15 protein-coding genes are annotated in these 20649 nt (G+C 61.9%); 9 read left to right on the top strand and 6 right to left on the bottom strand.

The features are described 5' to 3' along the window. Window positions 1–31: 31 nt before the first annotated feature. The 5 genes from AC1DT6_RS24460 (at window position 32) to dmpG (ending at window position 5864) form a co-directional block, all read left to right on the top strand. Window positions 32–1588 carry a DUF1302 domain-containing protein gene (locus AC1DT6_RS24460; protein ID WP_477114971.1) on the top strand — a complete coding sequence of 519 codons (1557 nt, stop codon included), beginning with the start codon at window positions 32–34 and terminating at the stop codon, window positions 1586–1588. Window positions 1589–1643: 55 nt separating this feature from the next. After that, entirely contained in the window at window positions 1644–3014 is a 1371-nt protein-coding gene (locus AC1DT6_RS24465) for a DUF1329 domain-containing protein (RefSeq protein WP_477114968.1), read from the top strand. Between the two features lie 84 nt (window positions 3015–3098). Further along, on the top strand, window positions 3099–3881 hold the full coding sequence (gene dmpE, locus AC1DT6_RS24470) for a 2-oxopent-4-enoate hydratase (RefSeq protein WP_441629495.1): 783 nt from the start codon (window positions 3099–3101) through the stop codon (window positions 3879–3881). Window positions 3882–3916: 35 nt separating this feature from the next. Beyond that, window positions 3917–4828, top strand: coding sequence for an acetaldehyde dehydrogenase (acetylating) (locus tag AC1DT6_RS24475; RefSeq protein WP_150992279.1), 912 nt, complete (start codon window positions 3917–3919; stop codon window positions 4826–4828). Window positions 4829–4838: 10 nt separating this feature from the next. After that, window positions 4839–5864 (top strand): 4-hydroxy-2-oxovalerate aldolase, encoded by a 1026-nt coding sequence (dmpG, locus tag AC1DT6_RS24480; RefSeq protein WP_441629496.1) that lies wholly within the window; start codon window positions 4839–4841, stop codon window positions 5862–5864. 211 nt (window positions 5865–6075) lie between these two features. Here dmpG and AC1DT6_RS24485 read toward each other — a convergent pair whose 3' ends face one another. Together AC1DT6_RS24485 and AC1DT6_RS24490 are read right to left on the bottom strand one after the other, a co-directional pair. Continuing rightward, entirely contained in the window at window positions 6076–6867 is a 792-nt protein-coding gene (locus AC1DT6_RS24485) for a TetR/AcrR family transcriptional regulator (RefSeq protein WP_441629497.1), read from the bottom strand. Window positions 6868–6919: 52 nt separating this feature from the next. Next, the gene (locus tag AC1DT6_RS24490) at window positions 6920–7690 is read right to left on the bottom strand and encodes an SDR family NAD(P)-dependent oxidoreductase (RefSeq protein WP_441629498.1); all 771 of its coding nucleotides are present in this window, start codon (window positions 7688–7690) and stop codon (window positions 6920–6922) included. Between the two features lie 266 nt (window positions 7691–7956). On the opposite strand from AC1DT6_RS24490, the gene AC1DT6_RS24495 reads away from it, so the two are divergent. From AC1DT6_RS24495 to AC1DT6_RS24505, 3 genes are all read left to right on the top strand, one after another. Next, the gene (locus tag AC1DT6_RS24495; protein WP_441629499.1) at window positions 7957–10248 is read left to right on the top strand and encodes an arylsulfatase; all 2292 of its coding nucleotides are present in this window, start codon (window positions 7957–7959) and stop codon (window positions 10246–10248) included. Between the two features lie 245 nt (window positions 10249–10493). Next, a complete protein-coding gene (locus tag AC1DT6_RS24500; protein ID WP_441629500.1) occupies window positions 10494–11963 on the top strand; it encodes an acyl-CoA reductase in 1470 nt (489 codons plus the stop codon). 24 nt (window positions 11964–11987) lie between these two features. Beyond that, window positions 11988–13406, top strand: coding sequence for a long-chain-fatty-acid--protein ligase (locus AC1DT6_RS24505; RefSeq protein WP_441629501.1), 1419 nt, complete (start codon window positions 11988–11990; stop codon window positions 13404–13406). A 135-nt stretch (window positions 13407–13541) separates the two neighbouring features. On the opposite strand, the gene AC1DT6_RS24510 is transcribed toward AC1DT6_RS24505, so the two are convergent. The 4 genes from AC1DT6_RS24510 to AC1DT6_RS24525 form a co-directional block, all read right to left on the bottom strand. Beyond that, the gene (locus AC1DT6_RS24510) at window positions 13542–14336 is read right to left on the bottom strand and encodes an SDR family oxidoreductase (RefSeq protein WP_441629502.1); all 795 of its coding nucleotides are present in this window, start codon (window positions 14334–14336) and stop codon (window positions 13542–13544) included. 346 nt (window positions 14337–14682) lie between these two features. After that, window positions 14683–14928, bottom strand: a complete 246-nt coding sequence (locus AC1DT6_RS24515) for a hypothetical protein (protein ID WP_441629503.1) — start codon at window positions 14926–14928, stop codon at window positions 14683–14685. A 289-nt stretch (window positions 14929–15217) separates the two neighbouring features. Continuing rightward, entirely contained in the window at window positions 15218–17347 is a 2130-nt protein-coding gene (locus tag AC1DT6_RS24520) for an oxidoreductase (RefSeq protein ID WP_441629504.1), read from the bottom strand. Between the two features lie 152 nt (window positions 17348–17499). Further along, window positions 17500–18102, bottom strand: a complete 603-nt coding sequence (locus AC1DT6_RS24525; RefSeq protein ID WP_441629505.1) for a TetR/AcrR family transcriptional regulator — start codon at window positions 18100–18102, stop codon at window positions 17500–17502. Between the two features lie 274 nt (window positions 18103–18376). Here AC1DT6_RS24525 and AC1DT6_RS24530 point away from each other — a divergent pair, with 274 nt between their 5' ends. Continuing rightward, window positions 18377–20113 carry an FAD-binding protein gene (locus AC1DT6_RS24530; RefSeq protein ID WP_477111400.1) on the top strand — a complete coding sequence of 579 codons (1737 nt, stop codon included), beginning with the start codon at window positions 18377–18379 and terminating at the stop codon, window positions 20111–20113. The last annotated feature ends 536 nt before the right edge of the window (window positions 20114–20649 follow it).

Here is a 20649-nt window from a genome sequence, read left to right on the forward strand (position 1 = left end):
TCACCAACACCATAGGGGGAGACAAGTGCAAGTGTCACAAAGGGGTTCACCACATCGCACACGCAGGCTACGGCCAGCCGCCATCGTTTCGGCCATCGCCGCGGCGATCACGCCGTCCGCCTGGGCCGGCAACACCATCGATCTCGGCAACGATACGTCGCTTAGCTATTCCTTCAACACCACCTATGCCGCGGCCGTGCGGGTGCAGGGACAAAGCGGTGCGCTGCTGGCACCCGCCAATATCAACGGCGACGACGGCGACCGCAACTTCAAGCGCGGCGACATGACCGCCAACCGTGCCACCGTGCTGGGCGAGGCCAACCTCCAGCGCGGCGAGTTTGGTGCCTTCCTGCGCGGCAGTGCGTTCTACGACCGGGCCTATCGCACTTCCAATTCCAACGATGCGCCCGCCACCGTCAACCACTCCGGCCCCTTCAATGAGTTTACGGATTCCGCGCGCTACTACAACGGCCAGCGGGCCCAGTTGCTGGATGCCTACGCTTATGGCACCTTCAACATCGACAGCACGCGTTTGAGCGTCAAGCTCGGCAATCAGGTAGTGGCATGGGGCGAGAGTCTGTTCTTCCCCAACATCGCCGGAGCGCAGGGGCCGGCGGACGCCACCAAGTCGTTTGTGCCGGGGGCCGAAGTCAAGGACATCCTGCTGCCGGTGCCACAGGCTTCGTTGCAGTGGGAAGCGAATCCCAATTTCAGCCTGCTTGGCTATTACCAGTTCACCTACAAGTCCAACCAACTCAACCCCGCTGGCGCCTACTTCAGTACCTCCGACGTCGTTGGGCCGGGTGCCGAATTCATCATCGGCCCCGGTGGCAGACACATCCCGCGCGGTTCGGATATCAACCCACCAAACTCCGGCCAGTGGGGCGTAGGTACTCGCTTTCGCGCGTTCGACGCCGAGTTTGGCTTGTACCAATTGCGCTACCACGACAAAAATCCGAATGTCGTGACAACCCTGTTCCCGACGCTGCAGTACCAGCAGAAGTTCTTCAGCGGCATCAATCTGACCGGCGCGAGCTTCTCAACGCAATTTCTCGGCGCCAACGTGGCGGGCGAAGTCAGCTACAAAGACGGCGTGCCAATCCTGGTGAATGTCAACGGTGCCGCCACCGCAACACCGGGCAAGGCCGTCCAGGGCCAGATGTCGGCCATTTACTCCATCGGACCGACATTCCTCGCCAGCTCCCAGAGCCTGGTGGGCGAAATCGCCTACCTGCATGTGCTCAGCGTCACGCCGGTCAATGGCTTCAGCACACTCACCAACACCAGGAACTCGGCGGCCCTGCAGCTTGGCTGGTCGCTCTCCTATCTCAACATCTTTAACGGCTGGGACATGACGGTGCCGCTGACGTATGCGCACGAATTCAGCGGAAAGTCGGCAGTGGCCGGCGGCTTCGGTTCACTGACCGGATATGGTGACCGCCGCGCGAGCGTCGGCGTGACTTTCAGATATTTGAACAACCTCGAACTGAACCTGACTTACGCGATGTTCCTGGGCAAGGCGAACATTGTTAATCGACCGTTGGCCGACCGCGACTATGTGGCATTCAATGCGAAGTATTCGTTTTGACCTGGCAGCGATATCACGCGCAATTGCCAGATTTATCTAAAGGAGTGAGACTGTGATGCGACAGCATAAAAATCTTTTGATCCGTAGCACGTTGCTGGCCAGCAGCATGCTGCTGGCGGCAGCCTCGTACGCCTCGGTGACGCCGGACGAACTCAAGCAACTCGATGGCGACCTGACCCCGATGGGCGCCGAGCGCGCCGCCAGCAAGGACGGGCAGATCCCCGCCTGGGGCGGGAAATGGCTGGGCGCCCCCCCCGGAGTGCAGTGGAAGCGGGGAGACCGCTACCCCGACCCTTACGCCAGCGAAAAGCCGGTCGTGGTGATCACCGCGCAGAACATGGATAAGTACGCCGATCACTTGACCGACGGCGAGAAGGCACTGTTCAAGAAGTATCCGGATACCTTCAAGATGCCGGTATATCCGACCCATCGCGACTTCCGCTACAACGATGCGACCTACAAGAACATCCGCACCTACRCGCCCGGCACCAGAATGACGGCCGACGGTAACGGATTGAAGGACGCCCCCCCTATCGTCCCCTTCCCGATCCCGAAGAGCGGCCTCGAACTGATGTGGAACCTGCGCTACTCCCCGTCGATGAATACCGAATCCGCCACCTACGACCAGGCAGCCGTATACGGCGACGGCAACATTGCCTGGGGCCGTGTGCGTTATTCGATCCTATCGCCGCGGAATGGCGCCAACTTCGACCTCAAGAGCGACACCAGGGGCTTTTTCCGCACCGCGACCGATCTGCCCCTGCGCGACCGGGGCATGCTGTCTGTCGGCCACGAATTTTATGACAAGGAAGGCTCCGATACCCGCCGCGCGTGGCAGTACAACCCCGGTACGCGGCGCGTACGGCAGGCCCCGGAATTTGGCTTCGATCAGCCCTCCGGCSCAGGCGGAATCCGCACCCTCGACGACGACCGCCTGTTCAACGGCTCGGGTGAACGCTACAACTGGAAGATTGTCGGCAAGAAGCAAATCTATGTGCCGTACAACAACTACAAGCTGATGAGCCCGGCCAAGTACCAGGACATCCTGGGCAAAGGCCACCTCAACCCGGACTATATGCGCTATGAAATGCATCGCGTATGGGTCCTGGAAGCCACCCTCAAGGAGGGCTTCCGGCATCAGTACGCCAAGCGGGTGCTTTACCTGGACGAGGACAGCTGGACCGCTCTCGCCGCCGACAACTATGATGCGCGCGGCCAGCTGTGGCGAACCAACCTGGCGGCAACCGTCTATGCCTATGACGCACGAAACCTCTACCCGACCACAACCACATATCATGACTTGATTTCGGGTGCCTATCTCGCCGACCGCCTGACCAACGAGGGGCCGATGCCGGTGCTCAACAACAGCCCCGAGTTCAACGAGACCTACTTCTCGCCCGACGCGGCGCGAGGTGCCGGTCACTGACCGCACGCCTTCAATCGCCCCCTTCCCGCAAAGGCCAAGGGGGCGAATTTCATCGCATTGCCCCGCCTGACATCGAGTCTGACCATGGATCCCGAACTGATCGCCGCATTCGGCGATGACCTTCATCGAGCCCTGACCGCCCGCGTACCAGTCGCCCCATTGAGCGGACGTGGCCACCCGCTCACGGTGCGCGACGCCTATCACATCCAGCAGCATTTCGTTGCACGGCGGCTGGCGCAAGGCGACCGCGTCACCGGCAAGAAAATCGGCGTTACCAGTTTGCCCGTGCAGCAGATGCTGGACGTGCACCAGCCCGACTTCGGCATGCTGCTGGCCAGCATGGAATACCCGGACGGCAAGGCCATTGCCGCAAACACGCTGATCCAGCCACGCGCCGAAGGCGAGATTGCCTTCTTCCTCAAACGAGACCTGCGCGGCCCCGGTGTGACCCGCGCGGATGTGCTGGCCGCCACCGAGGCGGTCTCGGCCTGCTTCGAGATCGTAGACTCACGCATCACCGACTGGCGCATCCGTATTCAGGACACGGTGGCCGACAACGCCTCTTGTGGGGTCTACGTGCTTGGCGAGGAGCGCGTGAGCCCGGCCGGCCTCGACCTTGCCGCCTGCACCATGGCGCTTGAAAAAAACGGCGCCGTTGTCGCTACAGGCCAGGGCAGCGCCGCCCTCGGTCATCCCGCCGAGGCGGTGGCCTGGTTGGCCAACACGCTCGGCGAACTCGGCATTCCACTGCTTGCCGGCGAGACCATTCTTTCCGGCTCCCTTGCGGCGCTGATTCCGGTCGCTGCCGGAGACCGCCTGCGACTGCGCATCGACGGGATCGGCACGTGCAGCACCGAATTCGTCTGAACTCACCCACAACTCCAAACCAGGCAAGAAGCCCCATGGCAAAAATCAAGTGCGCCCTGATCGGCCCCGGCAATATTGGCACTGACCTGCTTTACAAGCTGCGCCGCAGCACCGTCCTGGAACCCGTCTGGATGGTTGGCGTCGACCCGAATTCGGATGGCCTCGCCCGGGCCCGCGAACTGGGCCTGAAGACAACCGACCAGGGCCTCGACGGCCTGCTGCCGCACCTGGCCGCAGACGACATCCGCATCGCTTTCGATGCGACCTCGGCCTACGTGCACCGCCAGCACTCCGACCAGCTCACCGCGCGCGGCGTGCGCGTGATCGACCTCACGCCGGCGGCCATCGGGCCCTTCTGCGTGCCGCCGGTCAACCTGGACGAACATCTCGGCAGCAATGCGATGAACGTCAATATGGTCACCTGCGGCGGGCAGGCCACCATTCCCATGGTGTACGCCGTGTCGCGCGTGCAGGCGGTGGCCTATGGTGAGATCGTCGCCACCGTTTCCTCGCGCTCGGTCGGGCCCGGCACGCGTCGGAACATCGACGAGTTCACCCGCACCACCGCAGGCGCCATCGAACAGGTGGGCGGCGCGCGGCAGGGCAAGGCCATCATCGTCATCAACCCGGCCGAGCCTCCGCTCATCATGCGCGACACCATCCACTGCCTGACCGAGGACGAGCCGGACGTGGAAGCCATCACGGCGTCGGTCCACGACATGATTGCCGAGGTGCGGCAATACGTGCCCGGCTACACGCTCAAGAACGGCCCTGTCTTCGACGGCAAGCGCGTCTCCATCTTCATGGAAGTCGAGGGCCTGGGCGACTACCTGCCCAAGTACGCCGGCAATCTCGACATCATGACCGCCGCCGCCGCGCGCACCGCCGAGCGCATCGGCGCCGCCATGCTGCGCGGCGCGCTGCCCGCCGTGGCCACTACCGCATAAGGAGCCCGATATGAACCAACGCATTACCGTGCACGACATGACCCTGCGCGACGGCATGCACCCGAAGCGCCACCAGATCTCGCTCGACCAGATGAAGACGATCGCCCGCGGGCTGGACGACGCCGGCGTGCCGCTGATCGAAGTGACCCATGGCGACGGCCTGGGGGGCGCCTCGGTCAACTACGGCTTTCCCGCGCATAGCGACGAGGAATACCTGCAAGCCGTGCTGGGCGAACTGAAGCAAGCCAAGGTCTCCGCCCTGCTGCTGCCCGGCATCGGCACCATCGACCACCTGCGCATGGCGCATGAACTGGGCGTGCACACCATCCGCGTAGCCACTCACTGCACCGAGGCCGATGTCTCCGAGCAGCATATCGGCATGGCGCGCAAGCTCGGCATGGACACTGTGGGCTTCCTGATGATGGCGCACATGGCGCCGGAAGCGACGCTGGTGGAACAGGCGCTGCTGATGGAGTCCTATGGCGCAAACTGCCTCTACATTACCGATTCGGCGGGGCATATGCTGCCGCACGACGTCACCGCCAAGCTGACGGCCGTGCGCCAGGCGCTCAAGCCGGAAACCGAACTGGGCTTCCACGGCCACCACAACCTGGCCATGGGGATTGCCAACTCGCTGGCGGCCGTGGCCTGCGGCGCCACGCGCATCGACGCGGCAGCCGCCGGGCTGGGCGCCGGCGCCGGCAATACGCCGATGGAAGTCTTCGTGGCGGTCTGCGAGCGCATGGGCATCGAGACCGGCGTGGACGTGTTCCGCATCGCCGACGTCGCCGAAGACCTGGTGGTACCCATCATGGACCAGCCGATCCGCATCGACCGCGATGCGCTTACGCTGGGCTACGCCGGCGTGTACTCGTCCTTCCTGCTGTTCGCCAAGCGCGCCCAGGCCAAGTACGGCATTCCGGCGCGCGAGATCCTGGTCGAGCTGGGGCGTCAACGGCTGGTCGGAGGTCAGGAAGACATGATTGAAGACACCGCAATGACCTTGGCACGCTCGCGCGGCCTGCCATTAGGCTGACCAGTCTGAAACGCACGCCCTTGCCGGCGGCACGCTCGCATACGGTACTACCGTATTTGGCCGCCGCCGCCGTTGCCTGCCATGTCGGACGGAACCCTGCGTGCCGCCTTAACTCGTAAGGCAGGATGCCCTGCGTTGGCTACGCCATTTCCCTAGTCGCCGAACCCACAATCCTTGCGCCGCCGACAGGCTATCGAACAGTTCGCCCGTTCTATGTCTCGCAGTCGCCGAATCGACTGTGCAAGTTGGTTGGAGCCGCCATCCCGCCACAAAGAAACTCGATCAGAATCTCCACGTGGTCCCACAGTACCTGTTCCCGCGAAGCGTTCCCCGGAGCTATCGGCAATTGGGGACGAGCGGATATGTCGGCGAGACTCTGGAGCATCGCATGGGAACAGACGATCAGCCGCAGCCCGAGCACTCGCATAGGAATTTCGGGCAGGATGCGCTGAAGCATTGCAATCAAGGCGGAGGAATTCTCCCCAAACGACTGCTCGAATATCCGGGCGATCTTCGGGTTGCGGTCCGTATGGAGGCGCGCCAGGAATTGAACATAGCGCGCACCCGCGCTGCCTTCTTCAATGATCTTCCTGGCAAGCGGGATGACAAGTATTTCCACGACGGCGCGGAGCGTGACCTGTGGCTGCGCCTGAAGGGAATCGTACATGGCACGGCGTTGCGCCATCAACGGCATCATATGGCGCTCCAGCAGCGCGTCCACTACCTTATCCAGGCCGCCGAAGTGATAGTGGAGAATACCGGCGCTAACGCCGGCCGCCGCGTTGATGCTGCGCGCAGATACGCCGTCCACGCCGTACTTGGCCATCAGTTCTTCGGCCGCCAGCAGAATGCGTTCCCGGGCCTCGCCTTTTACAGTGGGTAATGTCATCGAATACAGATAGGACGGGTGCCGCCTCCCCCTCTGAGGCAATTGGCCAATGACGCCAATAACCCCATATTCCGTGCGGTCGTTGAGACAGTGCGACAGGGCATTGGGCAGCAATGCGGCTCAATGCCCTGTCGCGCCCGGCTATGCGTTCGGCACTACTGCCGACTCACATACGCTGCGATGAGATGTTGCCGCCATCAACAACAATCTCCGCGGCAGTAATGTAACTCGCCTCGTCCGACAAAAGGAAGCGCGCAACACGGCCAATTTCCTCCGGTTGACCCAGTCGGCCGAGGAGAATACGGCGCTCGAAGGTGCCTGCCGGCAAACTGTCCACGGCGGGCTGGAGCATTGGCGTCAGGATCTGGCCCGGGGAAATCGCGTTGATACGGATGTTATCGCGCCCAAGGCCGTCCGCCAGCGACCGGATCAGTGACAACATGCCGCCTTTCGCTGCGCTGTAGATGGGGTTGATATGATTGCCCAGGGTAGCGTTGATTGACGCAATGCCGACCACCGCAGAGCCCGGATTGGCGCGGAGATCCGGCAACAGCGCCTGCACCAGGAGTGCGAATGAGCGGAGGTGGACATTGATGCCAGCATCCCATTTTTCCGGAGTGATGCCCTCGAGCGACTCGGTATCGACCGTACCCGCAGCATGGAGCAAGCCACCAATTCTGGGCAATGCCGCGCGGGTTGCGCTCAGCGCAGTCCGCAGCGCGCCGGGATCGCACAGGTCGACGCCAACGCCGAGTGCCGCAACGCCAAATTCCTTGGCAATCTCCGCTGCCCGGCTTTGCGCCTTCTCAGCCTGGATGTCCCACAGCGCGACATCGCGACCTACGGCGGCTAGTGCGCGCGCCGAGGCAAGCCCGAGCCCTGAAGCCCCACCAGTGACGATCACGGCTGTATTGGGCGACGCGAGTAACGATTTCATTTGAGGTCTCCTGTCAAGATGGTTTGAGTGATCGAATGAACCTGGCAACGAGGACGCCTGTGCGCAAGGCTACGACAGGCTCCGGGCAGCGTGCAACCGATAGCGGTCGCCGGTGAAATATTGTCTTGACGACGATCCATGGCGCTTGCTACATTCCATTCGAACATTTGATTCAATCGAATGCTTAGACATTCTGGCACACGCCCACGCGAAAGCGCAATAAGCATCGGTCAGAACGAAAACAACAGGAGACGCGAGAGACCATCATGAACAGACTACGCAAGCGTTTGGCCACGGCGTTGTGCCTGGCCCTGAGTTGCGCCGCGACCGGCTTCGGCTGGGCCGCCAGCAACGAGGTGCAGCCTGGCGATACACCGCCGGTAGTGCAGCTGCTGCGCGCGCCGGTCGGTGCGCCAAATGTGGTAGTGGTCTTGCTGGACGATGTAGGTTTCGGTGCGGCCGGCACCTTCGGCGGACCGGTCACGACACCTGCGATGGATGGCCTGGCCAGTGCGGGCTTGCGGTATAACCGGTTTCATACCACTGCAGTGTGTTCGCCGACACGCGCCTCGCTACTCACAGGCCGCAATCCACACGCAGCAGGTGTCGGCGCAGTGCTGAACTCGCCAAGCAGTTATCCGGGTTACCGGGGGATGCTGCAAAAGGACTCCGCCACAATTGCCGAACTGTTGCGTCAACAGGGCTATAGCACTGCGGCCTTTGGCAAGTGGCATCTGACACCGGATTGGGAAGCGTCGCAGATCGGTCCTTTTGACCGCTGGCCGACCGGCCAGGGCTTTGAAAAATTCTATGGGTTTATCGGCGCCGAAACCGATCAGTTCAATCCTTCGCTATACGATGGCACCACGCCAGTGCTAAAGACGGCCTCGAAGGACTACACCCTGAACGAAGATCTGTCGACACGCGCCGTCAACTGGATGCGCGCGCAACACTCGATCGCACCTGACAAGCCGTTCTTCGTGTACTTCGCCCCGGGCGGCACCCACGCTCCGCTCCAGGCACCCAAGGCATGGATCGAGAAGTACCGTGGCAGGTTTGACAAGGGCTGGGACGATATGCGGCTAGAAATCCTGGCCCGACAAAAATCCCTTGGCGTCGTGCCTCAGGATACAAAGCTGACACCGCGGCCGGATGAACTCCCCGCCTGGGACAGCCTTAGTACAGACCAGAAACGGGTTGCCGCACGGTTAATGGAAATCTACGCGGGGTTCCTCGCGCATACCGACGCGCAAATTGGCCGCCTGGTGCAATCATTGAAGGAGAGCGGCCAATTTGACAACACACTGTTTATCTACGTGATGGGCGACAACGGGGGCAGCCTTGAAGGCGGCATCCACGGCGCGGATAGCTACATGGGCAATTTGCAAGGCATGCCTGAGAAACCGGCTGCCGATCTGGTGAAACGCCTGGACAGCCTGGGCGGCCCGAACAGCTATGTGCAGTATCCAGCCGGCTGGGCCTGGGCCATGAGTTCTCCCCTGCCATGGGCCAAGACGGTTGCTTCGCACCTGGGCGGAATTCGCAACGGCATGGTGGTTTCCTGGCCTGCACGAATCCGGGATCATGGTGGTCTGCGCAGGCAGTTCTCTCATGTGAACGATCTGGCGCCAACCATCCTAGAGGCGGCGGGACTGAAAGCCCCCGCAGATGTCAACGGCGTAAAGCAACGTCCGATGGACGGGACAAGCCTGATCTATAGCTTCGCTGACAAGGACGCACCGGAGAAGCACACCACGCAGTACTTCGAAGTTTTCGGCAACCGTTCGATCTATCACGAAGGCTGGTTGGCCTCGGCCCGGCACAAGGACCGAGACCCCTGGGCAAGCATATGCCAGGGAAAACGGCTCGCCGACGACACCTGGGCCCTCTTCAACCTGAATGAGGACTTCAGCCAGTCCACCGATCTGGCAGCCAAATTGCCGGAGAAACTCAAGGAGATGCAGGCGCTGTTCCTGGCGGAGGCGGCAAAGAATCAAGTATTGCCAATGCAGGACACGGCCTGCTCCCGCACGCCTCTCCCCAACCTGACTGGCAAGCGCACAGAGTTCAGCTACTTCGCGGGAGCGGTGGCCATCCCCGAGGCTGAAGCGCCAGCGATCAAGAACCGCTCGTACAGCATCGTGGCTACGGTGGATATTCCCAAGGGCGGCGCCCATGGTGTCATTGCCACCATGGGTGGCACTACCGCGGGCTGGTCCCTTTACCTTGACGATGAGGGCAAGCCGGTCTACGTGCAGAAAGTGTTCAATGCGGCGCGCATGGAGATTACGGGCAGCAAGCCGCTACAACCGGGCAGGAACGTGTTGCAGTTTGACTTCGCCTACGAGGGAACAGGTTATGCCAAGGGCGGCACCGGCACGCTTCAGGTGAACGGCAAGGCGATAGGCAGTGGCCATCTGCCGGTCACCACGCCAGGCTTCTTCTCCGCTGACGAGACCTTTGACGTTGGCATGGATACCGGCTCACCGGCCGGACATTACACCGCGGGTTATCCGTTTAGCGGCGTCATCGAGCGAGTGGATATCCGTCTGCGCTGAGCATCCCCGCCACCCCGGTCTCGCCGACCCCGTCATGGGTAAGGCGAGGCCCGCCACCGTTCCGTGGACGCATGCGAAGACGCCTGCCCTCCTGGACGGGCAATGGCGGAGGCGAACCACGCAACGACGCGCAAGCCATTGTCGAGGCAGCGTCTTGCGCCCCACGAGCGTCCGCATTGCCCCACCCGCTATACCAGTAGTTATTCTCCTTTCTTCCTAATGCCTCGACGGCAGGAGAGTTGCCCATGCGATCCCCACTACAGATACCATTCATTATCCGCGGTGAACTGATTGACAACTGCACACTGGAATTTGGCGGGCGCGGCGGAAATATCGCATTCTCCACGCCGAATCTAAAGAATTATCTGGACAGGCTCACACTAAACGCGCCATCGAAGATGGCGGACCTCTATGCGTTGACCTTCGACGATATCGTGGACTTCCTGGCGCAAGTGGGAAAGAAACTGGTCCTTTCGGAAAACCCTCACCTGCAGGCCGCCTACGATCTCTCCTGCCAGACATCGGGAATTTCCGATTCCATTCTGCGGCATCTCTATGAGGCAATACCGGAGATGTTCTCGCCCGCCGTTGTGCGCGAAACGGCGGAACGCCTGGTAGGCATTGACTATCTTGAAAAATGGGTCGAGCAGCCCTCCCGTGTGCATACGGGAAAACCCAGCCGCATTCGCGCCTTCGGTGCTCGCTGCGTCCATGTCATTGCAGGAAATGTGCCGATGGTGGGCGTTGGTACGGTTATCCGCAACGCCTTTACACGCTCGGATGCCATCATCAAGACGCCCTCGAACGACCCGCTTACCGCTACAGCCATCGCCCGCACCATGCTCGAACTGGACCCTGACCACCCTCTGACAAGGCACCTGAGCGTGGTGTATTGGAAAGGTGGCGACGAGTCCATCGAAAGACATATCTATGACCCGCGCCTGGTGGAAAAGGTCGTCGCCTGGGGTGGCTTCGCCAGCATCCGGCACATCACCCAATACTTGCAGCCAGGCTTGGATCTGATCACCCTTGACCCGAAACACAGCGCCACCATCATTGGCCCGGAAGCCTTTGCAGATGCAGATACCATGCGCTCGGTCGCACGCAGGCTCGCACTCGACATCGGCGTGATGAACCAGGAAGGCTGCGTAAACGCGAGGGTTGTCTATGTGGCGTGCGGCACTGACGAGGCCGGTCTTGAACATGCCAATCAATTGGGCAAGCTGACCTTCGATGCCTTGCAGAAGCTGCCGACCACATTGAGTACACCTCACAAATCCTTCAGTCGCGAGCTCAAGGATGAAATCGACGGGCTGCGGCTTGCCGGTGACGAATACCGGGTGTACGGGGGTAGATCCAATGAGGGCGCAATCCTTGTTTCGCAAAACGACACCCCTGTGGATTTCGCCCGGCAGCTCGCCTGCCGGGTCGCCAATATCGTGCCGATCGATTCCATGGATACCGCAGTGATGTCCGTCAGCGCCTATACCCAGACGATCGGCCTCTACCCGGAATCGCTTAAGGATAGCCTGCGCGACCGGCTCGCGTACCAAGGTGGACAACGTCTCGTTTCGCTCGGCGCCGCGGCGCTTTTCGAGGATGCGGCAATTCCACAGGACGGCATCGAGCCGGTACGGCGGATGTGCAAGTGGATTGTGGAGCAAACCTCGGATGGCAACGCCCTGGAAGCGCTGGCCGCAGGCGCGTCGCATTGATCGTGATCTTCAAGGAGCAGTTCGATGTCCCGTATCCATGAACAGTTACTCGATGACGCATCGAGCTATGTCAACGCTCGCTACGACGAAGGATTTCGCCTGTCGCGAGAACAACTCGAACAGGTTCACCTGCGTGGCGTGCAGCGGAGGTTTGACACCATGCGCGATGAGATACCAGTGCTCAGAAGGCTGGCGGACGAACAGGGCATAGAGAAGATCGAACGGTTGAATGATGTAGTGCCCCTGCTCTTTCCCCACACAACCTACAAATCCTACCCGCTGTCGCTACTGGAGCGGGGTCAGTTCGATCGCCTGACGCGTTGGCTGAACGGATTGACAAGACAGGATCTCAGCAAACTGGATACCCAAGACATCAATACCATTGATGCATGGGTGAAACGGCTTGATGACGCCAGCGAATTGCGGATACTGCATACGTTTGGCACGAGCGGCAAGCTATCGTTCATGCCGCGCACTGCGAGAGAGTGGGCAATATCGAATACGCTCACCGCGCACTGCGTGCGTGACTGGCACGGCGCCGGCAGCGGGCCAGACCTGCTGCGCGCACGAATGCCAATGGTGCAACCGGGCTACCGCTTCGGCGCCGGCGCAACGTACCGGGGCGTGGAAGAGATGGTCAGGCGGTGGGCTGGAGGCGATGAGAATGCGCTGTTTCTCTATCCGGATGATTATTTCAGTGCTGATATCGCCTCCCTGGCAGGTCGCTTGCGTGCCGCCGAAGCGCGGGGCGAACAGGGTACGCTGGAGATATCGCCAGCGCTGCTGTCCCGCCGTGAGGAGTTCGCCGCACGGGAACGGCAGCGCCCGGAACAGATGAAGCGGTTCCTGGAAACGGCAGTCCAGCGATTCGGGAAGCAGGATATTTGCCTGTTCGCGGTATGGCCAATCCTGTACGAATGGGCCGAGGAAGCTCTGGCCAATGGTACGCGCAACGCCTTTGGCGCCGGCAGCGTGCTGATGAGTGGCGGCGGCAACAAAGGGCGCGCGCTGGCGGACAACTATCGCGAGAGAATATTCGAATTTCTGGGCTTCGACCGGGTATTCGAGTTCTACGGCATGAGCGAGCTGATGGTAAGCCTTCCTCGCTGCAGCCAAGGGCACTTTCATGTGCCACCGGTGTTGGTACCTTTTGTCCTCGACCCCGAGAACGGCCATCCGTTTCCGCGAGAAGGTACTCACACGGGCCGATTCGCCTTTGTGGATCTGCTGCCCGATTCCTACTGGGGAGGCTTGATCACCGGCGACGAAGTTACCTTGAGCGGCTGGGATGCCCCTTGCGAATGCGGGCGCAGCGGGCCCTACCTGCACGCTACCATTCAGCGCTACAGTGAAAAGCAAGGCGGGGATGACAAGATAAATTGTGCCGGCGCGCCGGAGGCCCATGACAAGGCGGTGGAATTTTTGTTGTCTGCAGTGCGATGATTGACTTCGGCTTGCCGAGTGCGCCGTCATCACGCCGCGGATAAGCTGTGCCACCCGCCAACTCGACTGACTTTTCCGAAATCCGGCCGGGCCGCCCCCCACAATTTGGATGCCGGCCCGGCGCGACCGTGCGGATCAGAACGCCAGCGGCCTTTGCGCAGCGTCGACGCCACCGTCGATGAAAACGACATTGCCGTGCAGATATGCTGCCTCGGGGCGGCACAGGAACGCGATCAGCGCGGCTACCTCATCGGGCTGCGCGCGCCGCCCAAGGGGAGGCAGAAAGTCGCGGATGGCATCGCCATAGCGCGGATCCCGCAGGCCAGCCTGCAGCATAGGCGTTTCCACCGCGCCGGGCGCCACCACATTCAGGCGCACCCCGGCCCGCCCCCAGCTGGCGGCACGTTGCCGTGCCGCTGCCGCGACGGCGTTCTTCGCGCTTGCATACGCCAGATAGCCCGCCTGGGCGGCCTGCTCACCACCCGCCTCCTGCGCCGCGCGCACCAGGGCGTGCACGCCGTCCTCATCGCCCGCCAGGTAGGCGTCGCGCAGCGGGCTGCCTGCCCAGGACTGCAGCGTGGCCGAATTGGACGACACCACCACGGCGCACGGCGCCTTGCCTTGCCGCAATGCCTCGAACAAGCCGTCCAGCAGGGTTACCACGCCGAAGTAGTTGACCGAAGCAACCAGCGTCGCAGGATCGACATGCGGGCCCAAACCAGCGCAACAGATCAGCTTGTCGATCCTGCCGCCGGACTGCGACAGCGCGCCATCGATAGCGGCCTCCCGGCCGTGCCGGGTGGAGAGGTCGGCGTGGATCTCGGCATCGCGCAGGTCGATGCCGATGACCCTTTCGCCGTCGGCCAGCAGGCGCCGGCGTACGGCCGCGCCCATGCCGGAGGCCGAGCCGGTGATGATAGTAGTAGTCATGGTGTTCGTTCTGTGTGTGAAAAGAGGAAAAAGAAGAAGGGCTTCGGACGTTCGCGTGGGTACTGCATGTGGGTGCGAGTGGCCAGAAGTAAAACGCTGGGTTGCTCCCCTCTCCCATGAAATGGGAGAGCAAGCCCGGGGAGATGGCGAGCGCTCGCTCAACGCGATGCGCCTCACTCTTGCGCAGGCCTGCCCACTCCCCCAACCTCACCCGCCATGCGCGGGTGAGGGGGAGCTACGGCAGTGCTGGAATTAGCCCAGCAATGAATCGACCCACACGAAAGTCGGATGAACCAAAGAAAAAGGCGAAGGCGGAAAGGAGAGAATCGAGACAAACCAGACGGCGTCAGCGTAACGGCCGCTGGCTGAGCTCCATCAGCACCGCCGCGCCGCGGCTACGCAGGCAATCATCGTCGCAGACAGGCCACTCTCGCGCCGCGTTGGCGGAAACGACGATGCCGGTGCCGGCATCGTCGTCGCCACCGTGGCCGGCAAGCGCGGTGGCGGCGCCCGTTGCCAGGGTCAGCAACACTCCGGCCACCACACCCGCGGCGACCAGTCCCGTCGCCCACAACCACCGAGTCCGCTTCATCGCTGTCTCCCGACCGTTTTTTTGGCTTCTGACTGGATGTTAGTCACCGGTCCGGCAAGCCGCTTCGTCTGAGCGGACTAAGGGGAATCCCGCGAATGGCGATATTCATGATGGACCTCCGTGCGGGAGGGTGGTAAGCCCCTCAGCGTCGCCGACCGGTGGGTGCGTCGGGTCCGTCTCGGTAAATCAGCATCCAGCATTCAAGGGCGGCAACGCCGGCGACCGGCCGATCCACTGGCTGGTCGCCGGGAAACCGCGCCCGGCCGGGGCACCTCCCTGAGGCGGGGAGTCATATTTGCGAGATTTCCTTCGCCGCTCTCGCCGCACCGCGCATAGCACCTTCGATATAGCCGATGCCGGTGCAATCGCCAACTTCATGGACCTTAAAGCCTTCGGTCTCCAACTGCCTGGCAAGCGTCAAGTCACCTGCCGCACCTTTGGCCACGATGACGCTATTCGCATCGACCGCCTGCGCATTGCCTGCCTGGTCGGTGAAGCAAACCCTGTCAGGTTCGATCCGGATGTCCGAGGCCCCCGGAAAGAGACCAAGGCCGTGCTCCTTAAGCTCCGCAAGCAGCCGCATCCGGCGGACTATCGTCAGTCCCGCGCCGAACCGCGGCGCCTCATCGACGACTGTCACCAATCGTCCGCGCTCGGACAGGAACTCGGCCAGTTCGAGACCGACCAGTTCGCCACCGATGATCACGACGTGCTTGCCCAACGGCATCCATTGCCGGGTCGCCTGGCGAACGAAATCGAGATTCGAGGTCAGGCCGCTCGCCGCACCGATTTTTGATGCCATGCGTGTCGCCCACCCGACCTTGCGCGCCAGTTCCTGTGAGCCTTCACCGAGCATCAGGCGGCGCATGTCGTCCCCGCTCATGACGTGCGGCAGGTCGTTTCCTGGTATCGGCGGCAATCCGCGCACCGCGCCGGTTGCAACGACAACGACGTCCGGGGATAGCGTGCGCAGCAGCTCGGGCGTCGCTCGTGTGCGCAGGCGCACGTCGATTTGTGACGATTCAACCTGGTGCCTGAGCCAGTCGAGCAGTGGCTCGTTGGCCTCATAGGCGAGCGCGGCAATGCGCAGCGTGCCGCCCAGTTGGTTGGCCTGCTCCAGCAACGTTACTTGATGCCCGTCCGCCCGTAGCCGGCGCGCCGACTCCATGCCACCGGGGCCTCCGCCGATAACCACGACTCGCTTGCCACTCTTCGGTAATTGACGATGCAAATACTCGAAACCGATTTCGGGGTTGACCGCGCAGCGCAGCGGCTTGCCAACGTAGATTGCGCTAATGCATGTGTAGCAATAGATGCAGGGCAGCACGTCATTGGGCCGCCCTTCGGTGAGCTTTCGCGGCAGATACGGGTCGGCTAGCAACTTCCTCCCCATTGAGACGAAATCGATCGAGCCATCGGCAATCCTTTCGTCGCCGAGCGCGGGCTCGATCCGGCCCGATGCGATGATCGGAATGCTGACCGCGGCCTTGATCCGCGCCGCAAACGGAAGATTGAGCCCGGGCTCATGCGGGGTATGCGATGCCGAATGCAACTTTGGCTTGCCCGCGTCATGATAGGCGCTCACGGTGATCGCGTTGGCCCCCTCCTCCTCGACGATCTGCGCGGTGCGCACCGCCTCGTCAATCGTGATGCCGCCCGGAATGCCTTCCTCGCGCGAGTCGAGTTTGCACCACACAGGAAAATCGGGACCAACCGCCGTACGCACGGCCCGAATCACCTCGACCAGGAGACGGACGCGATTTTCCAGCGGGCCTCCATATTCATCGGTACGCCGGTTCGTCGTGGGCGAGACGAACGACGACAGGAGATAGCCGTGCCCGCCATGGATCTCGACGCCGTCAAAGCCGGCCCGCCGCGCCCGGCTCGCAGCCGCGGCAAATTGCGCGATCAGCGTGTCGATGTCGGCCTTCGTCATGACCTGAATCGTCACGCCGGTGATGCGGCCGAACGGCGCCTCGGCCAACTCTTCGAGCAAGAACGCCTCGGTGAAATCGCCAGTGGGAGGTTCAGGCAGGGAGGGCGCCCACACCGGCCGCCCCGCAAGCATATCCTCCACGCCGACCAATCCTCCATGGTGAAGTTGCGCGGCGATCTTTGCGCCGTGCGCGTGGACGGCTTCGGTCAGCGCGGTCAGGCCGGGAAGAAAGCGATCGTCCGAAATGGCGATCTGGTTCACCTGATTGGCACCGGTCGGCCAAGCCACGCCGGCAACGCCGGTGATGATCAGGCCCGCCCCCCCTTTGGCCTGCGATTCGTGATAGCGGACGATGCGCTCACCGCATTGGCCATCTGGCTCCGCAAGGCTCGCACCCATCGCGGTGACGACGATGCGGTTGCGTAGTGTCATCGTGCCGATTCGGCCGGGTGCAAGCAGGTGGCGATACGATGTGCGGCTCATTGACTGGCTCCTGTGATTGCGTCTTGATAGAAATGCCGGCGGCACGGCGGCGCAAGGCGTGTCATTTGTCTCTCCGCATCGATCATCCGATTTTGGGGAGTGTCATTCGTTCATATGCGGATCTGTCATGCGCGGCGGAATGCCACGCAAGATCACGCAGACGTGCCATGCCGGACGCCACGGAGAATCCGCATCTGCCGGCGAATCGCACCCTCGTCCGCAGGAACCAGGCTATAGGCAAGCCCGATGCGGCTAGCCAGCGCAATGATGTCGTCCAGCGAAGCGGGCGTCGCGCCTGACTTCTCTACGTAATCGCGGTAGCGGTCAGCCAGCACCTTGTGCCACATGGGCTTGATGTTCTCGAGGATGTAGGGAAACACCTCCGCCGTAACGCTTCTGGCCAGGTAGTCCTGACGAAGCCCGGCGAGGCGTTGCCGGTACTTCACGGCGAAACACACGCACTCTTCGAGATACCCCTCGAAATCCCCCTCGTAGCCCGACAAGCTACGCTGCATCTCCTCGAAAAAGACGCCGTTTTCCGCGTCAATCGCGGCTTGGATCAGATCATTCCGGGTGCTGTAGTAGCGGTAAAGGGTTCTGCGTGAAATGTTGGCGCGCTTGGCCACATCATCCACGGTGAAACCCTCGATACCCATCTCGGCCATGCAGTCGAGCGTGGACCTCAGAATCAGGACGCGCCCTTGCTCGGGACTGTCTATTCGGCTGGCGTCTCCCCAGCGAAGTTGTCTATTCATTCGGAACCTTGCCTCTTGCGGAGTGATGCGCTCTTGATCGCAGTGTGATCCCGGCATTGCCGTGGCGCCTTCACCCAGTATTGCACAAAGAATATTTTTTGTGCCATTGTTTTGACTCATTTATGTATTTATGTGCCATAGTGGCCGCACCCGATGCGCTTTGCCGYGCTCGGAAACGGGCAACTTGTTGACCTCTGAACCGGCGTACTTCGGCCCGCCTAACCACTGACTGGTACAGGTCGCCTGGAAAACACTTAACGTTGGAGGCAAGCCAATGAACAACAGCAATCCGGCCGTGAATTGGAATACATCGTACGACGTGGTCGTCGTCGGTTCCGGGGCAGGCGCGATGACGGCCGCGCTGCGCGCATACGATCTCGGCTTGACCGTGCTCCTCGTCGAGAAAAGCCCGCACTATGGGGGCACGACGGCTATTTCCGGCGGCGGAATCTGGATCCCTTGCAATGGTCAGATCCAATCTCTAGGCGGCAACGACTCCTATGAGGAAGCGGTGGCGTATCTCCGGGATGTCATAGGGGAAGATTTCGATCTGAACAGAATCAATGCCTATCTCAAAAACGGGCCGGAGATGGTCCAATATCTCGCCACGCAGGCGCAGACGCATTTCCACGCGGTGCCCCGCTATCCCGACTACTATCCGGACCGCACGGGAGGAAAACCGGGTTACCGCACCATGGAGCCAGCGGCATTCGACGCGCGCCGGCTCGGCGATGCATTTGACGAACTCCGCGCCCCATCGCCCGCCACCCTGGTCGGCGGGCGCATTTCGCTGACGCAGATCGAAGCCCACACCATCGTAGCGAAGGAGTCCGGCTGGCTCGGCCTGTTGGCACGCCTCGCGTTCCGGTACGCAACGGATTTGCGCTGGCGCTGTCGAACGCACCGGGACCGCCGGCTCACGCTTGGCAACGCCCTGGTCGCGAGCCTGCGCGCGGCACTCGCGCATCGGTCCATACCGCTGTGGCTCGACACCCCGATGCGCACGCTCCACGCGCACGATGCCCGCGTGACCGGCGTGGCGGTGGAGCGACGGGGACGCGAGTACAACGTACGCGCGCGATGCGCGGTGGTGCTCGCCTGCGGAGGCTTCGAATCCAGCCAGGAAATGCGCGACCAATACCTGCCGAAGCCCACGCAAGCCGAATGGACAGCCGCCCCGCCCATCAATACCGGAGATGGAATTCGGGCTGGTCTCAAGCTCGGCGCGAACGTTTCGCTGATGGGATACACATGGGGTGTGCCGACGGTACGGGTTCCCGGGGAGGAAAAACAACGCGGGCTTTTCGTGGAGCGCTCATTGCCGCGATGCGTGCTGGTCAATCGGCTCGGTCGACGCTTCGTCAACGAAGCAGCGCCGTACCCGGACATCATCCACGCCATGTATGCCGACCACGCGCAAACAAATGCGAATGTGCCGGCATGGCTCGTGTTCGATGCAGAGTATAGAAAACGCTATCCGTGCGGCGTGCTGCTTCCCGGCAGCATACAGCCTGACTCCCGGATTCCGCATGGCTGGCTGGACCATGTCATCTATCGCGCCGGAACGCTGGCCGAACTGGCCACAAAAATCGGCGTCGATCCACGCGGCCTTGCCACGACTGTCGCGCAAATGAACGCCTATGCGTCAGATGGTACCGACCTCGAATTCGGCAAGGGAAGCAATATCTTCGACCGCTACTATGGCGACATCTCCTCCAAGCCGAACCCGTGCCTGGGCCCAATCGACCGCGCCCCTTTCTACGCGCTGCGGATCGATCCCGGCGAGATCGGCACCAAGGGCGGATTGAGCACTGACGCCTGCGCCCGCGTCCTCCGTCCCGATGGCAGCGTAATCGAGGGATGCTATGCGATCGGGAATACCTCGGCCGCGGTCATGGGAAAAACCTATCCCGGACCAGGTTCGACTATCGGGCCGGCGATGACCTTTGGCTACATCGCCGCGAATCAGATCGCGGCAGAGAAAATCGGCGGAGGCAATCCCCGCCCATAAGCAGATTGAGACGGGCTGGAAACCGTGAAGTCCGACGTTGCCCAGAGCTTAACGACCAGAGGGAAGCTGGAACGTTTACCCCCGCGGGATCTATACGCAATCCGGGCTAACCCTCCTCTTGCTGCCACAAAAAAACACTTCCGAGCCGCGGTTGGCTGAACGGCTTTGCAGAGCCTCCTCAAAGCCACCTATGACGCACATATGTGTGTAGTCCGATTGGACGATGCTGACGCCAGATTCCACAAATATGCTTCGATCAAGAGACCGGCCCTAACGGTACAACAGGAATCGGCATCTGCCCGTGGTGGGCAGTAGCAAGAGGAGACAGCGATGAGAGCATGGTTGCGGGCGGGTAGTCTGTTTGGGGCCGGTGCGGCCGTGGCCCTGGGTCTTGCGTTTGCTGAGGGCCTGCCGTCTGCCCGGCCTGGCTTTGATCCGGAGAGCGCGATCAGACACGACGGACACCTGGCCGGCACAGAAACCAATGGCGCGGCTATCATGCAGGCGTCTTGCGACGACACCTGCCGGCAGAGCAT

This window comes from Cupriavidus sp. 01L45, assembly GCF_056399885.1.

Excerpts from the sequence above, each read along its gene's own strand:
- dmpE (WP_441629495.1), top strand. The coding sequence starts at position 3,099 with ATGGATCCCGAACTGATCGCCGCATTCGGCGATGACCTTCATCGAGCC.
- AC1DT6_RS24475 (WP_150992279.1), top strand. The coding sequence starts at position 3,917 with ATGGCAAAAATCAAGTGCGCCCTGATCGGCCCCGGCAATATTGGCACT.
- dmpG (WP_441629496.1), top strand. The coding sequence starts at position 4,839 with ATGAACCAACGCATTACCGTGCACGACATGACCCTGCGCGACGGCATG.
- AC1DT6_RS24490 (WP_441629498.1), bottom strand. The coding sequence starts at position 7,690 with ATGAAATCGTTACTCGCGTCGCCCAATACAGCCGTGATCGTCACTGGT.
- AC1DT6_RS24495 (WP_441629499.1), top strand. The coding sequence starts at position 7,957 with ATGAACAGACTACGCAAGCGTTTGGCCACGGCGTTGTGCCTGGCCCTG.
- AC1DT6_RS24500 (WP_441629500.1), top strand. The coding sequence starts at position 10,494 with ATGCGATCCCCACTACAGATACCATTCATTATCCGCGGTGAACTGATT.
- AC1DT6_RS24505 (WP_441629501.1), top strand. The coding sequence starts at position 11,988 with ATGTCCCGTATCCATGAACAGTTACTCGATGACGCATCGAGCTATGTC.
- AC1DT6_RS24510 (WP_441629502.1), bottom strand. The coding sequence starts at position 14,336 with ATGACTACTACTATCATCACCGGCTCGGCCTCCGGCATGGGCGCGGCC.
- AC1DT6_RS24515 (WP_441629503.1), bottom strand. The coding sequence starts at position 14,928 with ATGAAGCGGACTCGGTGGTTGTGGGCGACGGGACTGGTCGCCGCGGGT.
- AC1DT6_RS24520 (WP_441629504.1), bottom strand. The coding sequence starts at position 17,347 with ATGAGCCGCACATCGTATCGCCACCTGCTTGCACCCGGCCGAATCGGC.
- AC1DT6_RS24525 (WP_441629505.1), bottom strand. The coding sequence starts at position 18,102 with ATGAATAGACAACTTCGCTGGGGAGACGCCAGCCGAATAGACAGTCCC.
- AC1DT6_RS24530 (WP_477111400.1), top strand. The coding sequence starts at position 18,377 with ATGAACAACAGCAATCCGGCCGTGAATTGGAATACATCGTACGACGTG.